The sequence below is a fragment of the Flavihumibacter profundi genome (genome assembly GCF_020076305.1).
In the GTDB taxonomy this organism is placed as follows: domain Bacteria; phylum Bacteroidota; class Bacteroidia; order Chitinophagales; family Chitinophagaceae; genus Flavihumibacter; species Flavihumibacter profundi.
In genome coordinates this window covers 375,447-396,195 of the sequence record NZ_JAIQXE010000002.1, presented here as the reverse complement: position 1 = coordinate 396,195, position 20,749 = coordinate 375,447, and the positions used below count along the sequence as shown (strand labels likewise).

The following is a 20,749-nucleotide window of genomic DNA, read 5'->3' as shown; positions in this document are numbered from 1 at the left end:
TATATTGAATATATTGAAAGGCAATTATAAAATATGTGACTATGTCCATAGCCCGAATTGACGAGAACCTTACGCTACCTGCGCGCTACTATACAAGCCCGGAAATATTCAATGAAGAGCTTGAGCGGATTTTTTACAGCAAATGGATCTATGTGGCTTGTGAAGCGGACCTTCCGAAAACAGGCGATTATGTGGCTTTACAAATCGGCACAAAGTCCTTTTTCCTGCAGCGCAACGAAACTGGTGAAGTGCATGGATTTTACAATGTATGCCGGCACCGCGGCCATGAACTGGTTGCCGGCGAGAAAGGGAATTGTAAGCGGCTCATCTGTCCCTACCACAACTGGGCGTATGAGCTTGACGGAAAGCTGAAGCATGCCCGCGGCATGGATCCCGGGTTTAACAAAGAAGATTACGGACTGGTTCCCATAAACGTTGCGGTGATTGGTGGCCTGATCTATGTTTGCCTGAACTCACCCGCACCCGCCGATATTGAAGAAGTGCGTAGCAGGCTTACACCCTATCTCGCGCCGTACGATTTGCCATCCACCAAAATAGCCTGCCAGAAAGATATCATAGAAGCCACCAACTGGAAGCTGGTGATTGAAAATAACCGGGAGTGCCTGCATTGCAACAGCAATCACCCCGAACTGCTGGTGCCGCTGTACAGCTCCGGATTTGGCAAGGGACTCGATAAAGATAATATACAGGCCGATGAGCGACGCTTCCAGGAGGCGCTGCAGGAAAAGGAAAGGGAGTGGGAAAGCCTCGACCTGCCCTATGAATTGCAGGAGTTCCCGGATGGCCTCTGGTTCCGCACCGTGCGGCTGCCGCTGGCCAACCAGTGCATCTCGCATACCCTGAAGCCGGAACATGCCTGCAAAAAACTGCTGGGCAAATTACAACGGCCGGAAGGAAGCGGACTTTCCCTATGGACCCATCCTAATTCCTGGAACCACTTTTTGAGCGACCATATTGTGACCTTCTCGGTCTTCCCGCTATCGGTAGACCGGACACTCGTACGGACCAAATGGCTCGTTGCCGCTGATGCGGTAGAAGGCGTTGACTATAATGTTGACGACCTGACCATGGTCTGGACCCAGACCAATGCCCAGGACCAACGACTGGCAGAAGGCGCTTACCGCGGCATTTGCTCTGGTGGCTACATGCCCGGTCCGCTGGCCGACGAGGAATACCTCGTGAAGCAGTTCCTCTCCTGGTATAAAGATCAACTCACCCTAACACCGGCGCACTAATGCCAAAGATTGTAATAATAGGAGCCGGTATCGTTGGCTGTTCCTTAGCCGACGAGCTCACCGAACGCGGATATTGTGATGTAGTGGTCCTTGAAAAAGGCCCGCTCTGGAAGCCTGGCGGCTCCACCTCACACGCGCCTGGCGTTGTATTCCAGGCCAATGGGTCACGTACCATGGCGCAGTTCGCCCGCCAGACCGTTGAAAAATTATATAGTATTCAGCATAACGGCGAGCCCTGTTTCCTGAAGGTGGGCAGCCTGGAGATCGCCACCACGCCGGAGCGCCTGGCTGAGCTTCACCGCAGGGCCGGACTGGCCCAGTCCGCCGGGATTAATGCACGTGTGATACCACCTGATGAAGCGTTGAAATTGCATCCGTTATTGGTTCCCGATAAATTACTCGGTGCACTATACGTGCCCGATGACGGGATCGCCCGGGCTATACTGGCAGATGAAGTGATGGGTGAGCGGGCGATCAGCCGTGGTGCGCGATTTGTTTCCGACTGTGAAGTGCTGGCCATCGACCAGAGCGAGGGCCGCGTTACCGGTGTTCAGACCACACAAGGATCATTCCCGGCAGATATTATTGTATCCTGCGCCGGCATCTGGGGACCGAAGATCGGCGCGATGGTGGGCATGTCGAAGGCTTTACAGCCCCTGGCGCACCAGCTCTGCTACACGGCGCCTATGCCTGAACTGGCCACTTATACTACTGAAGCAGAATTGCCCGTGCTCCGTCACCAGGGTTCTGACCTTTATTTTAAGCAGCGGGGACAGAGCCTCGCGGTAGGCTGGTATGGCCATAAGCCACTTCCTGTTAAGGCGGAGAACATCCTGCCCGGCGAGCCCGCTGGACTCATGCCGAGCCAGGTACCCTTCACGCCAGAACATTGGAAAGGGGCCATGGAGCTTTCAGCGGAGGTCATCCCTGCACTGAAACAGGCCGAAATCGTAGAATCGATGAATGGTTTGTTTTCCTTCACCGTAGACAATTTCCCCCTGATGGGTGAATGGGCGGGGTTGAAGGGATTTTGGGTGGCTGAGGCAGTCTGGGTCACCCATGGCTGTGGAGTAGCCCGCGCGATGGCCGAGTGGATCGTGAATGGCCATCCAACACTGGCCGTACATGAATGCGATGTCAACCGATTTGAAACCCACCAGTTGGGTGCACTGCATATTGAAGAGCGTGGTGCACAGAATTTCGTTGAGGTGTACGACCTGCTGCACCCGTTGCAGCCCATGGAGTCGCCACGACCGATCCGCACCACTGGTTTCTACCCGCGCCAGCAGGAACTCGGTGGCTTCTTCCTCGAAGCGGCCGGCTATGAGCGGCCGCAATGGTATGAAGCCAATGCCGGCCTCCTTGCCCGGTACGATTGTCCGCCGCGTGATGCCTGGAGTTCAAAATTCTGGTCGCCCATTATTGGCGCAGAAGCCCGTGCAGTGCGGGAAGGCGTTGGCCTGTTTGATATCACGACCCTGAAACGCATCGAGGTCACCGGCAAGGGTGCCCTGGAATTCCTTGAGCGAATGACAACCGGTAACCTGCACAAGAAGCCGGGTGCTATCACCTATTGCCTGCTGCTGAATGAAAGTGGCGGCATCCTGAGCGACATCACGGTCATGCGCCGTGGCGAGCGCGATTTTTTCATCGGCGTAAACAGCAATATCGATATCCATTACCTGAGGCAGGCGGCACCAGACACCGTGCAGGTACGCGACATCACGGCCGGCACCGTTGGACTGGGGCTCTTCGGACCCAAGGCAAGGGAAGTCGCCCAGCGCCTGACCCCGGATGACCTGGGCAACGAGGCGCTCGGCTACTTCAGGCTAAAGAGCACCTATCTCGGCCATGTACCGGTGATGTTGTGCAGGCTTTCCTACGTAGGTGAGCTGGGCTATGAAATCTATACTACAGCTGACCTTGCGCTGAAACTCTGGGACACGTTATGGCAGGCAGGGCAGCAATATGGACTTATAGCAGCCGGCCGCGGAGCATTCAACTCCATGCGCCTGGAAAAAGGCTATCGCAGTTACGGAACGGACATGAACAGTGAGCACAACCCCCATGAGGCGGGATTGTCCTTTGCGGTACGCAAGGGTGGCGGATATATAGGCGCCGAGGCCTTCCAGGCAATTGATCCGGCTGCACTCAGCAGGCGATTGGTATGCCTGGTGTTGGAAAACCCGCAGCAGGTGGTCATGGGCAAGGAGCCCGTAATGCACCAGGGCAAGGTGGTGGGTTATTTGACCAGTGCCTACTTCGGCTATACCATTGGCAAGCCACTCGCTTATGCCTGGGTGCCCGCAGCATTGAGTACGCAGGGCACAGGCCTCACTATCCGGTATTTCGACCAGGATTACCCGGCCATTGTTGGACAGGATCCACAGTACGATCCACAAATGACAAGATTAAAATCATGATGAACGATACATTATCCCCCGGCACGATCGGGCGAAGGCAGGCAGCCGCCCTGCCGGAGCAGCCGCCGCAGCTGTGGAAATCGGTGAAGCCGAAGAAAGCCTACGATGCGGTGATTGTCGGCGGTGGTGGTCATGGACTGTCAACCGCCTATTACCTGGCTAAGAACCATGGCCTGACCAATATCGCCGTTGTGGAGAAAGGCTGGCTTGCAGGCGGCAACACCGCCCGCAACACCACCATCATCCGCTCGAATTACCTGTGGGATGAATCGGCGGCCATTTACGAGCATTCCCTGAAATTATGGGAAACGCTGGAAGAAGACCTCGGCTATGAAATGTTCTTCAGCCAGCGTGGGGTGCTGACCCTGGCCCATTCCGTCAGTGATGTGCGATCGAAAAAGCGGAATTTATATGCAAATGCCCTCAACGGCATCGACAGTGAATGGCTAACGCCGGCAGAGGTGAAGAAGCTGGTGCCCATCATCAATATCAGCGAGGATGTCCGGTACCCGGTACATGGTGCTACTTACCAGCCACGGGGCGGCATCGCCAAGCACGACTGGGTGGCCTGGGGCTATGCGAAGGCGGCCAGCGACCTTGGGGTGGATATCATCCAGGGCACCGAAGTAACCGGCTTTGACATCCGCAACAACAGGGTCCAGGGTGTACATACAAGCCAGGGCACTATCGCTGCCGGTAAAGTGGGACTCGTAGCAGCGGGTCATTCCTCGCTGCTGGCCGAACTCGCCGGATTTTCCATTCCCATCCAGAGCCGGCCCTTGCAGGCGCTGGTGAGTCCGCTCTTAGAACAGGTGCTGAATACTGTGGTCATGAGCGGCGCCGTACATGTTTATGTGAGCCAGGCCCACAAAGGTGAGCTGGTGATGGGAGCAGGAACCGATGCCTTCAACTCCTACTCCCAGCGCGGTGGCTTCCATGTGATTGAACACCAGATGGCGGCTGCGCTGGAATTGTTCCCCATCTTCGCCCGCGCGCAGGTGCTAAGGACCTGGGGCGGGATCGTTGATATCGCTCCCGACGCCTCGCCCATTATCGGCCTCACGCCGGTGGAGAACCTGTTTATCAATACCGGCTGGGGAACAGGCGGTTTCAAAGCCACGCCCGGTTCGGGCTGGGTGATGGCCCATACGATGGCAAATGGCCGTCCACATGAATTGAACCGCCCCTTTGCGCTCGACCGCTTTGAAACGGGGCATCTCATCGACGAACATGGAGCAGCCGGAGTTGCCCATTAAAACTACATTTATGCTGTATATACCTTGTCCCCACTGTGGCCTGCGCAATGAAACCGAGTTTCATTATGGCGCTGAGGCCGGGGTAGCCTACCCCGAACCCAATACGCTGACCGACAGCGAATGGGCGAAGTACCTTCATATCCGTGCCAATCCCAAGGGCTGGCTTGCCGAGCGCTGGGTGCATTATGCCGGCTGTGGCCGCTGGTTCAACCTGTGGCGCAACACCATCACCCATGAGATCGGGCCGGCATGGCTTCCCTTCACCACAAAACCAAAAGCACCCGGTAACATCGGGCAGGAGGGCCCAAGGGTATGAGCGAGATTTCATTCAGTTTTGATGACAAGTCCTACAAGGGGCATCCCGGTGAGCCGATGGCTGCAGCCTTGCTGCGCAGTGGCTTGCTGACCATCACCAACAGCACTTATCATGGCCGTCCACGCGGGGTTGTCGGATTGGGCGTTGAGGAACCCAATGCCCTGGTACAGCTGGTATCAGGAACCATGGAATCGATGCTTCCGGCCACGGTGATAGAAGTGGCGGCGGGACTGGCGGCACGCAGCCTTACCGGCATCGGTGCATTGCCAGACCACCCCGAAGAAGCCCGCTACGACAAAACCAATCGCTATGTGGATACGCTGGTGGTCGGGGCAGGTCTTGCGGGACTAAAGGCAGCGGAGGAGCATTTGCGTGCAGGTCGCGAGGTGATGCTGATCGACGACCAGCCAGGGCCCGGCGGTCACCTCCGGCAGCTTGGACAGGAACTACCCCCTGCCCTGCGGGAGGTTCTGGCGCATAAAAACCTTACTTACCTGTGCAGGTGCACGGCAACAGGCCTGTATGACCAGAATTATATTGTCGCCATTGAGCGGCGAAGCGACCACCTGGGGAATGCCGCGCCGGCCAACCGCGCCCGCATAAGGGTCTGGCATATCCGTGCCGACCAGGTTGTGCTGGCAACCGGGGCATTCCAGCGCCCCTTGATCTTTGCGAATAACGACAGGCCTGGCATCCTGCTCTCCCATGCGGCAGCGACCTATGTTGCGGTACATGGGGTGCGGGGCTTCCGGACTGCCGTGGTGGCTACCGTTGACAACCAGGGCTATCGCGATGCGCTCAGGCTGCATAAAGCAGGCGTAACGGTGCAAGGCATCTATGATGTGCGGCCCGGGGCCGGAGGGCCCAGTGTTGATGCAGCAAGGGCGGCGGGGATTCCGGTCCGTTTCCGCGCTACGGTGCTCGACACGGGTTCCAATACAGCAGGAGCTTTGGATAATGTCATCATTCGTGACCTCGATACAAACGAAACCATTCAAATAGCGGCCGACCTGCTCGCCGTATCCGGGGGCTGGACACCTATAGTAGACCTGGCGACCCATATCGGCATCAAGCCGAAATGGAGCGCGGAACACGCAGCCTTCCTGGTCAGCCACACAACTGACCGGCTCCGCACCGCCGGCATGCTGGCCGGCGACTTCGGTGGCGACGACGATCCATCGGTATACTTCGGTCCGGCACTTGATGAGGAGCAGTCGAGGCACGCCTACATCGATTTGCAGCGCGATGCCACCCTCCATGAGCTGCGCCGTGCCGTTGGGGCAGGCTTGCACAGCATCGAACATATCAAACGATACACCACCATAGGTACTGCCCACGACCAGGGCAAGACCAGCGGCATGCTCACTATCGGTGCACTATGCCAGCTAAATGCCCTGTCACCTGGTGATGTGGGTACCCTTTCTTTCCGTCCACCCTATGTGCCGGTGCCCTTTGCTGCACTGGCCGGAAGGGAACGCGGACCGCTTTCCGATCCCATCCGCATCACCCCGCTGCACCAATGGCATGTGGAAGCCGGGGCCGTATTCGAGGATGTGGGGCAATGGAAGCGACCCTGGTATTTCCCGGAGCCCGGGGAGGGCATGGAAGCTGCCGTCCGGCGGGAGTGCGTGGCAGCCAGGGAGGGTGTGGCCGTGATGGACGCTTCCACCCTCGGAAAGATTGATATCCAGGGACCTGACGCTGCTGTTTTCCTCGACCGGATCTATACGAATATGTTCTCGACATTGCCGGAAGGGCAGTGCCGTTACGGCGTAATGTGCAAGGCAGACGGCATCGTCTTTGACGACGGCGTCACCACCCGGCTGGGTAAAAACCATTTCCTGATGACCACCACCACAGGCGGTGCAGCCAGGGTGCTGGCCTGGCTGGAAGAGTGGCTGCAGACGGAGTGGCCTGACCTGAAAGTCTATTGCACTTCGGTAACCGAGCATATTGCGACGATTGCGCTGGTGGGTCCTAAAAGCAGGCAGCTCCTGCAGGAACTGGTGAAAGACACTGACCTCTCCAAAGCCGCCTTTCCCTTCATGCACAGCAGGGAGGCGACGATCGACGATATACCGGTGCGCATTGCCCGCATCTCCTTTTCAGGGGAGCTGGCCTTCGAGATCAACGTTGCCTGGGGCTATGCCCGCCATATCTGGGAACGACTTTGGGCGCTTGGAGCTGGCTATGGGCTCACTGCCTATGGCACAGAGACCATGCACGTGCTGAGGGCGGAAAAGGGGTACATTATTGTCGGGCAGGATACCGACGGCACGCAAACGCCGTATGACCTGAACATGTCCTGGGTTGTTTCCAAAAAGAAGGAGTTCATCGGAAAGCGTTCCTTCCAGTTGCCCCACCTTAAGGCAGCGGGGCGGCTGCAGCTGGTTGGCCTGCTGCCAGGGAACGTTGACGAAGTGATTCCGGAAGGCGCATACATCACAGTACATAATGCAGGGCCGGATGAGCAGGGCAAAACCCCGCACACCGGTTTTGTGACCAGTTCATACTATTCGCCTATGCTTGGGCGTGCATTTGCCCTGGCACTGGTGGCCGGTGGCCTGGACCGGATGGGGGAAGATGTTGTTGTTCCTGTTGGAAAAAATCTGCTGCGCGCCACCATCTGCGACGCTGTATTCATTGACAAGGAGAACCTTAGAAGAGACTAATTATATGATCACGAAACACAGTCCGCTGAAAGGAATGAACGTAGGAACCGCCGCAACCGTGGCGATCCGTGAATTGCCCGGATTGCACACCATTGATCTTCGTGTGGCGCCCGCGAGCCCTGCACAAGCCGCAGTTGCTGAAGCGCTGGATATGGCGCTGCCGGGGAAGCCGGGCCAAATCTTTGCAGGTAAAGTACCTGGTGGTGATGCGTATGCTTTGTGCCTTGCGCCGGACTGGTGGCTACTTGTAGAATACCCCGAAGCTGTGCAGCAGCTGGCACCACTCCTGTTGCAAGACCACCATTTCAGCGCAGTAGATGTCAGCGGCCAGCGGACGACCATTGAACTTGAAGGACCAGGCGCCCGTGAAGTGCTCGCCCATCTTTGGGAGCAGGACCTCCGGGAAAAAAGTTTCCCTGTTGGAACTGTCTCCCAGGGACTGATGGCGAAGGCGCCGGTGATCGTATGGCATATCGCCCCGTTTCGTTACCGTGTGATGGTCCGAAGCTCTTTCGCTTTGCACTTGTGGAAGGCGCTGGTAGACGCGGCGGAGGAGTGGGTATAAGCAGGGATAATGTTCTTCATTTCAATTTCAGGCATTTTAAATGGCTGATTTTGCGGCCGGCTGGCTTTAAGGAAAAGCATTTATTTTTATGCACATAAATAAATCGATAGTGCATTTCGGGTTTTCAAATACCGATTTTACTTACCAGATCTATCAGCCCCAGGGGGACGACAAGGTCCTCGTGGATTTTTACTGTGAAGTGCTTTTTTCTCCAGATTCGGCAAACCTTTTTACCCGTGCAATCCTGCCGTTTCCTGGCTGCGAACTGGTTTTCTATTTGCACGGAGAAGCAAAAACAACCATCCATGAAACGGAGGAAGCTATCCTATCAAAGTCTTATTTGTTTGGACAGCCCTCCATCACCCGGAAATTCCAGGTTTCGCCAGGCGCGAGGATTTTCGTTGTGCGAATAAAGCAACATCTGTTCAAAAGCTTCCTGCACGATTATACAAACTGGCAGGACAGGATCTTCCCGTTACAAGAAATTGCAGGCGAAGACAGCTGGGCACTTTTCAGTCAACTGAATAAAACACAATCGTTTGAAGACAATATCAGCATTGCGCAGCAGGCAATGGCCAGGCTGATCAACAAAAAGCCGGACGAAAATTTTCAATGGCTGCAAACAATCGAAGGCGCAATCCCTGACAATACTTCGGTTGCCCGGCTAGCGAAGCGAACCCATATCACCATCCGGCAACTTGAACGGCAATTCAATACCTACTTTGATCTTACACCACAGGAATACCTGCGTCTGAAAAAGCTTGCTAATGCGCTGGATCATTATGCCCGTAGTCCCAATACTTCTGTAACCGATGCTTCATACATCGGCGGCTTTGCCGATCAGGCGCATTTCATCAAAACCTTTCGCTTTTATTCGCCACTGGCACCGTTCCGCTTTTTCCGGAACTACAACATCAAAAAGCATTGACGATTGTCGCACCTGTACAATTTCCAGGTAGCGCCATACATCAATTTTGTGAAAAAACAGGGTATGAAAAGACTTCAAAATAAGGTAGCGCTTGTTACGGGTGCAGCACAGGGCATTGGTGCAGCAATCGCCAGGGAACTCCTTTGCAATGGTGCGGTGGTATTTCTATCCGACATTGACCATGAACGTGGTGTTGAAACAGTTAATACACTTGGCAAGAATAGCTACTATCTTAAGCTCGATGTGCGCATGGAGCGTTGCTGGGAAAATGCCCTGGCGGCTATAAAAAGCTCCACCGGTCAATTGGACATCCTGGTCAACAACGCCGGCGTAACAGGTTATCACCTGCCACTGGGCGCACAAAACCCTGAAGAGGCAACACTTGACAGTTGGCTCCAGGTACACCAAACAAACCTGACCGGCACTTTCCTGGGTTGCAAGTATGGCATTGCTGCCATGAAAGAAAACAAGACACATTCAGCCATCATCAACATCTCGTCACGGTCTGGCATCGTGGGCATTCCCCATGCAGCAGCCTATGCGTCCAGTAAAGCGGCTATTCGCAATCACACCAAATCTGTTGCCTTGTACTGTGCAGAAAAAAATTATCCTATCACCTGCAACTCTATTCATCCCGCAGCTATCCGAACACCGATGTGGGAGCAGATGCTGAATCCCATAGAGGACCCGGAAGTTCAGCTTCAGCGCATGGCAGCACAGATACCGCTGAAACAATTCGGAACACCCCGGGATGTAGCTTATGCTGCCGTATACCTTGCCAGTAATGAAGCCAGTTATATCACCGGGATAGAACTCAATATAGACGGCGGCATCCTGGCCGGAGCTGCGGCTTCACCAACTTCCAATTGATACAATTTCTACAACCAAAAACTATACTTCATGAACAATCAAAGAACTTATTTATTACTGCTTCTGCTGGTGGTTTTTTATTGCGAAAGCTGTAAGAAGGAAACAACAAAACCAGGCAGTAGCCAGGAAAGGTACCTCACTATAGCAATGAATAACAGTTATTTTCCGCTGGAAAAAATTGACTCGGCTTTTGTTTGCTGGCAATCTGCAAATGGAACAGACAGTATAAAACTTGACAGGATAGAAAACAGGCTTCGCACCTCACTTAACCATTTACCGCAGGAGCAAACGACCTATAGCATAACACTGTTTTCGTCTGTAATGATTGGAGCCAGGAAAATCAAGTGGGACAAAACTTTTGTTGCCAATTTCAAGCTGGCAGACAGTTACACAGATTCGGCACCCGTAAGTTTTTCCGATAACAACTGGCTGCCAAGAGTTATCCTGAATGACCAGTCGGGCCTGATTGCTTTTTGTGGCATGCGTCCTGACGATCCGCATTTTTCCTTTTTTAAATTGGATCAATCCTGGCAACAATTTGCTGTTGACCGATCATACTGGTATACCGTGGGCGGCCCACAAAAACTGGCTGGCAGCGTCTGGCGGGGAAACCAGGTGTTGAATGCATCTGGCAATTACAGCAACGACACGCATTTCTCCAGCCTTGCCACACAACTGGGAAACCACCAATGGAATCATCTTGAAGTGGTAATGTTGTTCACCAATGCGGATCCAAATATTGGTACTTTCATTCTGGATTTCAACCAGGATTTTAATTGATGAATTCACCCTTCTTAAGTTGATCCACAGCAATACTGGCCGCGCGCGCTGTAAGGGCCATGTAGGTGAGTGAAGGATTCTGGTTGCCCGTGGAAGTCATACAGGCCCCATCAGTGACGAAGACGTTGGGGCAGGCATGAAGCTGGTTGGCCTGCTGCCAGAGAACGTTGATGAAGTGATTCCGGAAGGCGCATACATCACAGTACTTAATGCAGGGCCGGATGAGCAGGGCAAAACCCCGCACACCGGTTTTGTGACCAGTTCATACTATTCGCCGATGCTTGGGCTTGCATTTGCCCGGGCACTGGTGGCCGGTGGCCTGGACCGGATGGCATTTTGCCCCGTTTCGTTACCGTGTCATGGCCCGAAGCTCTTTCGCTTTGCACTTGTGGAAGGCGCTGGTAGACGCGGCTGCGGAGTGGGTATAAATTTTTCGGCCTTAATTAGGCCTTATTTAGGCTTCCCGGCGGCCTGGATTAGGCTTCCGCCAGGCTTCCAGAGGGCTTCCGGCAGGCTTCAAATTCACTTATGGAACGCAAATGGAAGGCTTATTGAAGGCTTCAGATAGGCCTCAAACCAATACAAGCCACGGAAAGTGGCGAGCCACTCATGTTACGAGTGATCACGTTATCATTTGCTTTAGACATTTTGTCATTTTTCAGTTTTACAAAAATTGGATTTACTGTTATTTGCGGGCAGCGGGAGTGCATTTTGCGGAATTTTCACATGGTCTTCATGTGGTCCTTAAGTGGTCCTTAAATACACTCATCAAACTCCCACAATTTGCCAGAAAAACGGCCAGGCCATTAGCCGTCAATCTGGCATAACCTGAATCATTAAGCGCTGGTTACCGGGGCAGCTCCTCCCGGTAAGCCGGGCGGGCAGGCGCTTAGGGTATGAACCGGTTAAAGATATCCAGGGATTTCAACATCGCCCAGGTGAACAATACCATCCCTATAAAAACTGATATGGGCAATAGAAACGAGGCAGGACCGGTGAATGCGCACAAACATGTGGGCAGGTAATTTGCTCGGTACAAAAAATCCGTATGTTGGGGTGGTTGCACTCTACGAACACTATATCGGCAATTCGGACACGAGTGATCGATTTTTGAGCGTTGAAGAAAATGTGTTCCTGGATCATAATTGTAGATTATTAACATACGCTCCAAATATTCAGATCCAATACACAAAACGGTGATTCAACGGTATCAACCCTTTTTCAACCGGCAGAGCCAGGCAGGTGATAAAGGACAGTTGGGATACAAAAGGAAGGAAAAATAAGTTGCAAAACGCTCCCAAATTTGTCGTTTTGGCTCCTGAAATCGCGTTTCTGGAAATTGGAACTGGCTGATCAAACAATCAACCAGCGAATAGCCTTGACTTTTCTGGAGACGCACCTGTTTTACGCAGTGTGCCTGCAAGAAATGCATGTTTTTAGGTCCATAAACAGCAGTTCTGAATAATCCAACTTACTCCTTTCCTCCTGTTTTTTCCGGATGCCTGGTTGCCGTTTTTTTAATCTAATTCTTGACATGAAAACTAATCCAAATGGCAAAAACCAATCGAAATTTCCTGATCCGTGAGTTCAATTCGCAAGCCTGTAGGATTAATTCATGTTACTATATCAATTTGGTTAATGAATTCATTATCTGACGCCCAAAAAATTAAAACCGGTACCCTATGTAAAATTGTAACAGGTTGTTTTTAAAATTCAGTCCGCTTCCACTGGGTACATAGTTAGGATTATCTTGAATCATACTTGTATCTGGCATTTTATATAGATTTGTCATACTGATATTGTAGCGTGCACCCACCAGGATTCCTTTAAAAGGCCGCACTTCCAAACCGAAGCCAAACCCGGCATCTATCCGGTTATAATAACTAAGCGCATTATCTATAGATGCAATGCCCGTTGTCATCTTGCTGTTGTCAGCCTGAGCATTGAGGAGGTAGGCAATCTGGCCACCTAACTGAATTTGAAAAAAACGGGTAATATTAATCGCCATTAACTGGCTCAGCATGACATAGTTCAGCTTGACATTCCCCGTTGTTAAGCCGGTTGAATAATTATATGCCTGGCTGGAATAAACGAGTTCAGTCCTTGAACCCAAAATCTTACGTGAACTGGGATCAAGAAAAATGCCAACCTGGAAGCCCGTCTCACTTGTGTTATTGATTTCTGCGGCACTGGTTATATTCGTAAAATTGAGACCGGCTTTAATGCCTAATCCCAGTGAACGATCTTCTTTTTTCTCCTTTTTGCTTTTTGAAGTATTGTTGGCAATGCTATCCTGCTGGCTAAACACCAATGCGGGGAAGAGGATCAGTAAAAGGGAATATATCTTTTTCATAAATTAATTTTTTGTTTTTAGTATGTATTTGGTAAAATAATGTATACCCGAACCTTCATATATAGTACGGCCTTTGTTTTCCAATGCGAAATCTTTTGTAGAATAAACCAGGTTAACAGGGTCCCCATTAAATATCTCCCAATCACCAGGCGGGCGCATCTTTATATTTCTAATCTTATATGCAAGAGATTTACCCTGTTCAGAATGTATCTTAAGGTTGAAAACATGCTTTGTGTTTGCATCTACAAAACATTCAACCTTAGTAATATTTAATTCCCCTACACTTGCGCTGTCTTCCAATGAAACTGCCTCAAAATCATCCAAAGCTTTTAAATAAAATTGTGGATGAAAATTCCGGATATTGGATATCGTTGATTTATCCCCTACTATTTCAATATCCATCGAAGCATGATCAAAATAAGTATAGCTCCACCCGTATGCAGTGTTGTTAACGAGGTCATCCTCTATTTCCATAGTAAGCGTATACTTATGATTATTTGTTAAAAGATCCAGATCAAGACCGAGCGTAAATTTTTCTAGTTTAGTTACTTCCTTTCCTCTATTATAAATGGTTTCCTTTTCGGTCACTTCAACCGATACATGCACTAAATCTTGCGTTTCAATCAGGGCGGGTGAAACGTAGGTAACTTTGCTTCCGCTGCCTGTGAGCCTACCATGTTCGGTTGTTGGCCTGCCAAACCAGGTAAGACTCCACTTGCCAACATTTTTGGCAGGCACCAATTTGGGTAAAGGAGGCAAATCATCATCTTCAACAGTTTGTGCTATCTGCACTTCTATGATGCCAGTCTGATTTTGTGTGAATTTTGTTTGAGGTGCATATAACTTTACTTTTTGAATCAGGGACCAGCTACTGAAATGAGTGCTTGCAATACTGATTGTTTTGGCCAGGGTATCCAGGTCGCGGTTTTTTAGATCAGCGCGCCATAACCCGGTACTATCCTGGAATGCGATATAAAGGAAGTAAGGATGACTGCCATTGACGTCCTCATCGGAATAGTGATACGTAATGGTGACCGGCTTGTCGAACCTGGTGCCCTCTGGAAGCAATTGGTACGCGAGTCCGGTTCCCCCCGGCGCTTCATTCATTATGGGTTGTACGGAAATTTCCATGTCACCCAAAAGTGCCTCAGCTGGTATACTTAGTTGCAGCCTTCCATCCGCAGAGACGATTTCGCCACCATTTATGCCAATGGTTTTTGTTATGGGATCACCGACGGGTTCGCCAACCTCTGTTATAGCGGGCGTGCCATCCGGCTGATCAGGGACCTGTATAAAGGATTTTTTACAACTATTTAATAGAACAAACAGGGAAAGGAATAGGAGGATGTCCTTACCTGATTGAATGATGGCAATTCTCATACTAAACTGTTTTACGTTGTTAAAAAATACACAGGGCAGGATGTTTTCTTATGGGAAGGAACTGATTCAAATGTAGAACCGACCGGGGTTTGCTTCTATCCCCCGAAACAGTGATTTTGGTTGAAGAGTGAAGAATCACCTGAAAGGGTGAATTTTTCAGGAATCTTTGATTTTGTTCTGGAGAAAGCGAACCTTTATAGCAATTATCAACCGGACAGATGACAATATCCCTTAAATCATATGCATTGCCTGCGGGGATGTTGATCGCATTGTTTTGCTGCTTGTTTGCCAGGTCGCAAAATATTCCGGATAGCCTGCTCAATAAACTCAATACTGCGCCCAATGATTCAGTAAAAGCAAGGACATTACTGGATATAGGCGAAACGATTGAAGCCACATACACGGACAAAAGCCTGGGATATTATTACGAGGCATTAATACTCAGTAAAAAAATAAAAAATAATAGTCTCCTGATTTCATCATGGAATGATGTGGGCGTATGTTATATCGAGCTGAATAAGATGGATAGCGCTTTAACGGCTTTTGAACAGGCTATCATTTACACAAGGCTTGAAAAAAATCCGCTTAGGGAAGCAAAAGTATTGGTGAATATGGGAAATGTTTACCTGCATAAAAAAGACCGGGTAAAGGCAATTGAATACTATTTGCAATCCGCCCGCCTTTGGGAAACCTGTGCCGACAAAAACAACCTGGCAGGATTATATGCAAATATTACAATGCTGTTGTATGAACAGGGAGAATATAGAAAAGCTGTGGAATATGGCACCAGGGGGTATTCACTTGCGATGCGCATTGGAGATGATTTTTCAGGTACAAATGCTTTGCTGAACCTGGCAAATGCATATTATGGACTTGCTCAATTTGATAAAGCCTATGAAACATTACAGAAGGCAATACCAATGGCAAAAAGGGGAGGCGATATAGAACAGGTCTCTACTGCTTACGATGACCTCGGCGGGTATTTTTTACAAAAAAAAGAATACCAGCCTGCCTTAACGAATTTCCAGGAATCATACCGCTATTCACTTCAACTTGCAAACAAGTTTCATCTTTGCGAGATTTCAAGCAAGCTTGCTACAATTTACCATAACCTGAATGAACCTGACAAGGCACTGAAATTTATTTCCCAGGCAGAAAAGCTTGCCAATGAAGTGGGGGCAAGGGCAAATTTGAATGAAATATACCGTATAAGGGCAGAGATAGAACAAAGTGCAGGGAATTACAGGCAGGCCAGCGAATATTTTTCGAAAGCCCTTACCCTGAGTGATTCTTTATTCAAAGCTTCTACCAGTGAAAAAGTAGCAGAGGTTGAAGCTCAATACCAGAATGAGAAAAAGCAAAGTGAAATTGAACTGTTGGAAAAAGACAGGCTGGCACAATCTCTTTCCCTGAAGCAGAAGTCAACACTTAATTATATTTTGACCGGCTTATTAACTGCACTTTTATTGGCCGGATTTTTAGGTTACCGAAATCTTCACCATCGTCAGCTTTTGGCAAAACAGCAGGAGGAACTGCATAAGGAACAAATCCTTTCATTGGAAAAAGACAAACAGTTAGTTGCCCTTGACTCCATGTTGAAGGGGCAGGAAGACGAACGGAGTCGTTTGGCTAAGGATTTGCATGACGGGCTGGGTGGTTTGTTATCAGGTGTAAAATTCTCATTAAGCAATATGAAAAGCAATATGATTATAACCCCGGAAAATATGGCTGTTTTTGAACGGTCATTGGATATGATAGATACTTCTATCAGTGAACTGCGGCGTGTGGCCCATAATATGATGCCGGAAATGCTTACTAAGTATGGTTTGGATGAAGCAGTAAAGGAATATTGCAATACCATAAATTCCACCAGACTCCTTAGCTTAAAGTACCAGTCTGTTGGCATGGATGTCCGGCTAGAAAATTCAACAGAGATTATTATTTACCGCATTGTACAGGAGTTGGTGAATAACGCGATGAAACATGCAAGGGCATCGGAAGTTTTTGTACAACTCATAAAAGAAGGACCAAGGCTAAATGTGGTAGTGGAAGACAACGGAATTGGATTTGATTCGTCCACAATGGGAAATAACCAGGGTGCCGGACTTGTAAATGTAAAAAGCAGGGTAGATTATTTAAAGGGCCAGTTGGATATACATACTGCACCCGGAAAAGGAACATTAGTGAATATTGAATTTAATATATAACTATGATTCGTGTATTTATAGTGGATGATCATCCGGTTGTTATTGAAGGTCTTCATTCATTGTTACAAAATGAGAAGGGGATCGAATGGGCAGGCCATGCTATGAATGCATCATCCTGCCTGGGGTTTTTTATTAATAATACTGCCGATGTGTTATTGATGGATATCAATATGCCGGAGATGGATGGAATTGAACTTTGTTCGGTTATAAAAAATAAATACCCCGGCATTTTCATACTTGGATTAAGCACGTTTAACCAGGGGATCTATATTAAAAAAATGATGGAGAATGGAGCATCCGGATATATCTTAAAAAACAGTTCAAGAGACGAACTGCTGAAAGCCATCCAAACGGTAAACAATGGCGGGATTTATTTTAGTGGAGAAGCCGGAGATGCGTTGAAAGAATATCAAAAATCTTCGGGTCCCCAATTGCCGGAACTATCCCGCCGGGAAAAAGAAATTTTAGGACTTATTGCTGAGGGCTATACCAATCCCCAGATAGCGGAGAAATTATTTTTAAGTTCATTTACGGTGGATAGCCACCGGAAAAACCTGCTCGCCAAGCTGGATGTAAAAAATACGGCAACGCTTATCAGGCTTGCCGTGGAAAGAAAACTTATTTAGCCGGCCAAACCGAATTCCTGTCTCTACCAAAACCATTGTTGTTTTATACTCTTTTGGGGCAAGGCCGGTCACAATTCACCCTTCTTAAGTTGATCCACGGCAATACTGGCCGCCCGCGCTGTCAGGGCCATGTAGGTGAGTGAAGGATTCTGGTTGCCCGTCGAAGTCATGCAGGCGCCATCGGTGACGAAGACGTTGCGGCAGGCATGAAGCTGGTTGGAGCCGTTAAGCATGGAAGTCTTCGGGTCCCTGCCCATCCGGCAGCCGCCCATCTCGTGGATGTCGAGGCCGGGGGACCATTTAAGGTCGGTGGGCCTGATGTTCTTAGCTCCCGATACTTCCAGCATCTCGGCGCTTTGTTGCAGGAAGTCCTTCAGCATTTTTTCATCGTTCTCCGTATAACCTACACTTGTTACCAGCTGGGGTATGCCCCAGGGATCCTTGAGGTCGGGATGGAGGCGGACATGATTCGCAGCGGTGGGGATGACCTCGCCCTGCATGGACATATAGGCAGTCCAGTTACCCGCTTCCGTAACAGCATCCTTGTACCCGGCACCTAAACCTTCGGCATCGGCGCGGTTGCGGCCGGCTGCCCAGAAAGTGATGTAGCCCCGCTGGAAATCCATTTCCTGTTTGCGCAGGTTGCGGAAACTTGGGATCAGCATCTCCAGCGGGCGGCGGCCAAAATAATATTTGTCGGAAGGTCCATCGATATCTGCGGTGATCATACCGCGATAGTTCTGGAAAGCCAGGTAAGTGCCCAGGATTCCATAGTCGTTGCCCAGCCCATTGGGGAACCGGCGGGAGGTGGAATTCAGCAGTATAAGGTTGCTGTTCAGGCAGGCTGCGTTGACGAAGATGATCCGGGCAAAATATTCGGTTGTTTCCTTAGTTTGGGCGTCGATCACCCGTACGCCTGTAGCCCTCCCCTTCGCTTCATCGTAGATGATGGAATGCACGACCGCATCGGGACGTATGGTAAGGTTGCTTGTAGCCATGGCCCAGGGCAGTGTGGAGGAATTAGAACTGAAATAACCGCCGAAAGGGCAACCCCGATGGCAGATATTGCGGGCCTGGCATTTACCGCGGCCCTGTTTCAGGTGAATCTCCTTCGGCTCGGTCAGGTGGGCGCAGCGGCCCACGATCATGCGGCGCTCTTTGTAGTGCGTGTTGAAGCGGTCGCGCATACTCTCTTCCACGCAATTGAAGGCCCAGGGCGGCAGGAATTCCCCGTCAGGAAGGTTCTCGATACCATCGCGGTTGCCGCTGATGCCTGCGAAGATTTCGACGTGGCTGTACCAGGGCGCCAGGTCTTTATAGCGGATGGGCCAGTCGGTCGCGAAGCCGTCGCGGTCCGGACCCCCGAACTCGAAATCACTCCAGCGCTGCGTCTCACGGCCCCACATAAGCGATTTCCCTCCCACCTGGTAACCCCGGATCCAATCGAAGGGCTTTTCCTGGACATAAGGATGCTCCTTGTCCTTCACGAAGAAATGTTGGGCGCTCTCATCGAAGGCATAGCATTTACTGGCGACGGGGTTCTCCTCCACTATTTTCCTGGTCAGTTCCAGGCGGTGTTCGAACTCCCAGGGATGCTTAAGCGATGTGGGATAATCCTTCTTGTGGACGACGTTCTTTCCGCGCTCCAGCACCAGGGTCTTCAGTCCATGGTCGCAGAGTTCCTTGGCAGCCCAGCCCCCGCTTATGCCAGAGCCGATGACGATAGCGTCGTAAGTATGCTGGTCTGCTGACTTCAGGTTGAGCGAGATGGGGTCGGGCATTGTAAAACGTATTGTTTTTTTTATAGCAATAAATGATGGCTGTGGAATACCAAAACATCAGTACCTGGAAAGGCAAACAAAATGAAACTTATTTTTAAAATTGAAATTATTTATTTCCTCAAATATGCAGTAAATTACTATACCATCCTTCTTACTCCCGCCCCTTGAAACAGATTAGCTGCAGGTAATTCTTAAGTTGCATTTACTCATTCAAAATAATAAATAATGAAACGAATCCCGGCAATGCTTGCTGTCCCAGTTGTTGTACTGTTGTTTTCCTGCAATAACCAGCCGCCAAAGGAAGAAACCAAATCAGCAGATACTACTGTAGCGGTAACCAGCCCCGCACCGCCGGTTGAAGCAAAACCCGTATTTACGCCATTCAAAGTCGTTATTATCCAGCAAAAGGTGAAGGATTTTGAGAAATCAATGGCCGATTATTTTAAACGGGATTCACTGCGTCAACCTTTTGGCATCACGCACTTTATGATAAGCCGGAATGCAAAGGATTCCAACACCGTATTTGTAATCGACAAAATAGAGGACATGGATAAAGCGAAAGCTTTTTACGCACAGCCTGGCCTTAAAGAAGCGATGAAGAAGGCTGGAGTAAGCAGTCCGCCCGCATTTACCTATGCAGAAATGGTACGCAGCAGCGATGCCCCACTACAATACACCGACGGTATAGCTGTCACCCATCATGTAAAAGATTATAGTGCCTGGTTAAAAGTCTTTGATGCTGAAGGTGCCGCCACAAGGAGTGCCAATGGATTGATCGATCGGGGTATAGCCCGCGACCTCAATGATTCCAACACCGTATCTATTTTATTTGAAGTGAGTGATATGGCAAAAGCAAAAGCCAGGATGTCTTCACCGGAATTAAAAAAGATCATGACGGATGCCGGGGTAGACAGCCCGCCCACAACCCGTTTGTACAAAGTAATAAAATGATGCCGGGCTGGCATGAAATAATTGCTTTCAAAGGGTTTCAGGAAACTGGAACCCTTTGCCTTTTTAGCCATCCAGGTACAATTCCAATAATAGTTTATACCTTACTGGTAATACATATTTCGCCGGTAATTATCTGTATAATTTACAACATGGCGAAAGGTGTAGTACTGCTAAAATTGTAATGAAGCCATGAAAGCAACAATAGTTTTAGTCCTACTGCTATCGGCTTCGGTATTAATTGCCGGATGCCAGCATAATAGCATACCTAAACAAGTTGATTCAAGTAAATTATACTATTTCAAAGATAGCAAGACAGGGATTTGCTTTGCGGCAATAAATAGCTTTACGCATGGCTCAAACTATGTAACCTCTATTGCCTGCGTTC

General features: G+C 50.0%; 16 protein-coding genes and 2 pseudogenes. 13 read left to right on the top strand and 5 right to left on the bottom strand.

Annotated features, from left to right (window positions below; genetic code table 11):
• The first annotated feature begins 41 nt into the window (after nt 1-41).
• From LAQ65_RS11395 to LAQ65_RS11355, 9 genes are all read left to right on the top strand, one after another.
• Nucleotides 42-1,256: an aromatic ring-hydroxylating oxygenase subunit alpha gene (locus LAQ65_RS11395; protein ID WP_224117093.1), complete on the top strand. Its 1,215-nt coding sequence runs from the start codon at nt 42-44 to the stop codon at nt 1,254-1,256.
• Nucleotides 1,256-3,679: a GcvT family protein gene (locus tag LAQ65_RS11390; RefSeq protein ID WP_224117092.1), complete on the top strand. Its 2,424-nt coding sequence runs from the start codon at nt 1,256-1,258 to the stop codon at nt 3,677-3,679. The genes LAQ65_RS11395 and LAQ65_RS11390 overlap by 1 nt, the downstream gene beginning before the upstream one ends.
• A complete protein-coding gene (locus LAQ65_RS11385) occupies nt 3,676-4,935 on the top strand; it encodes a sarcosine oxidase subunit beta family protein (RefSeq protein ID WP_224117091.1) in 1,260 nt (419 codons plus the stop codon). Before LAQ65_RS11390 ends, LAQ65_RS11385 begins: the two co-directional genes overlap by 4 nt.
• A complete protein-coding gene (locus LAQ65_RS11380) occupies nt 4,910-5,251 on the top strand; it encodes a sarcosine oxidase subunit delta (RefSeq protein WP_224117090.1) in 342 nt (113 codons plus the stop codon). The genes LAQ65_RS11385 and LAQ65_RS11380 overlap by 26 nt, the downstream gene beginning before the upstream one ends.
• Nucleotides 5,248-7,923, top strand: a complete 2,676-nt coding sequence (locus tag LAQ65_RS11375; protein ID WP_224117089.1) for a 2Fe-2S iron-sulfur cluster-binding protein — start codon at nt 5,248-5,250, stop codon at nt 7,921-7,923. Before LAQ65_RS11380 ends, LAQ65_RS11375 begins: the two co-directional genes overlap by 4 nt.
• Before the next feature lie 4 nt (nt 7,924-7,927).
• Nucleotides 7,928-8,488, top strand: a complete 561-nt coding sequence (locus LAQ65_RS11370; RefSeq protein ID WP_224117088.1) for a sarcosine oxidase subunit gamma — start codon at nt 7,928-7,930, stop codon at nt 8,486-8,488.
• An 88-nt stretch (nt 8,489-8,576) separates the two neighbouring features.
• Nucleotides 8,577-9,416, top strand: a complete 840-nt coding sequence (locus tag LAQ65_RS11365) for an AraC family transcriptional regulator (RefSeq protein WP_224117087.1) — start codon at nt 8,577-8,579, stop codon at nt 9,414-9,416.
• Nucleotides 9,417-9,479: 63 nt separating this feature from the next.
• Nucleotides 9,480-10,286, top strand: coding sequence for an SDR family oxidoreductase (locus LAQ65_RS11360; RefSeq protein WP_224117086.1), 807 nt, complete (start codon nt 9,480-9,482; stop codon nt 10,284-10,286).
• A gap of 30 nt (nt 10,287-10,316) precedes the next feature.
• The gene (locus LAQ65_RS11355) at nt 10,317-11,066 is read left to right on the top strand and encodes a hypothetical protein (RefSeq protein WP_224117085.1); all 750 of its coding nucleotides are present in this window, start codon (nt 10,317-10,319) and stop codon (nt 11,064-11,066) included.
• Here the strand turns inward: LAQ65_RS11355 and LAQ65_RS21185 are convergent.
• Nucleotides 11,059-11,214 (bottom strand): annotated as a pseudogene (locus LAQ65_RS21185) (GMC oxidoreductase); the annotation flags it as partial. The gene LAQ65_RS11355 and the pseudogene LAQ65_RS21185 sit on opposite strands and share 8 nt — an antisense overlap.
• Here LAQ65_RS21185 and LAQ65_RS21180 point away from each other — a divergent pair.
• Entirely contained in the window at nt 11,203-11,634 is a 432-nt protein-coding gene (locus LAQ65_RS21180; protein WP_224117084.1) for a glycine cleavage T C-terminal barrel domain-containing protein, read from the top strand. The pseudogene LAQ65_RS21185 and the gene LAQ65_RS21180 sit on opposite strands and share 12 nt — an antisense overlap.
• 337 nt (nt 11,635-11,971) lie before the next feature.
• Here the strand turns inward: LAQ65_RS21180 and LAQ65_RS21175 are convergent.
• The 3 genes and pseudogenes from LAQ65_RS21175 to LAQ65_RS11335 form a co-directional block, all read right to left on the bottom strand.
• Nucleotides 11,972-12,085: pseudogene (locus LAQ65_RS21175) on the bottom strand (hypothetical protein); the annotation flags it as partial.
• A gap of 647 nt (nt 12,086-12,732) precedes the next feature.
• Entirely contained in the window at nt 12,733-13,419 is a 687-nt protein-coding gene (locus tag LAQ65_RS11340; RefSeq protein WP_224117082.1) for a porin family protein, read from the bottom strand.
• A 3-nt stretch (nt 13,420-13,422) separates the two neighbouring features.
• On the bottom strand, nt 13,423-14,799 hold the full coding sequence (locus LAQ65_RS11335; RefSeq protein ID WP_224117081.1) for a hypothetical protein: 1,377 nt from the start codon (nt 14,797-14,799) through the stop codon (nt 13,423-13,425).
• 218 nt (nt 14,800-15,017) lie between these two features.
• Between LAQ65_RS11335 and LAQ65_RS11330 the strand changes: the two genes are divergently transcribed.
• Entirely contained in the window at nt 15,018-17,006 is a 1,989-nt protein-coding gene (locus LAQ65_RS11330; protein WP_224117080.1) for a tetratricopeptide repeat-containing sensor histidine kinase, read from the top strand.
• 2 nt (nt 17,007-17,008) lie between these two features.
• Entirely contained in the window at nt 17,009-17,632 is a 624-nt protein-coding gene (locus LAQ65_RS11325) for a response regulator (protein WP_224117079.1), read from the top strand.
• 68 nt (nt 17,633-17,700) lie between these two features.
• Here LAQ65_RS11325 and LAQ65_RS11320 read toward each other — a convergent pair whose 3' ends face one another.
• A complete protein-coding gene (locus LAQ65_RS11320; protein ID WP_224117078.1) occupies nt 17,701-19,413 on the bottom strand; it encodes a GMC oxidoreductase in 1,713 nt (570 codons plus the stop codon).
• A gap of 225 nt (nt 19,414-19,638) precedes the next feature.
• Between LAQ65_RS11320 and LAQ65_RS11315 the strand changes: the two genes are divergently transcribed.
• Entirely contained in the window at nt 19,639-20,364 is a 726-nt protein-coding gene (locus LAQ65_RS11315; RefSeq protein WP_224117077.1) for a hypothetical protein, read from the top strand.
• The last annotated feature ends 385 nt before the right edge of the window (nt 20,365-20,749 follow it).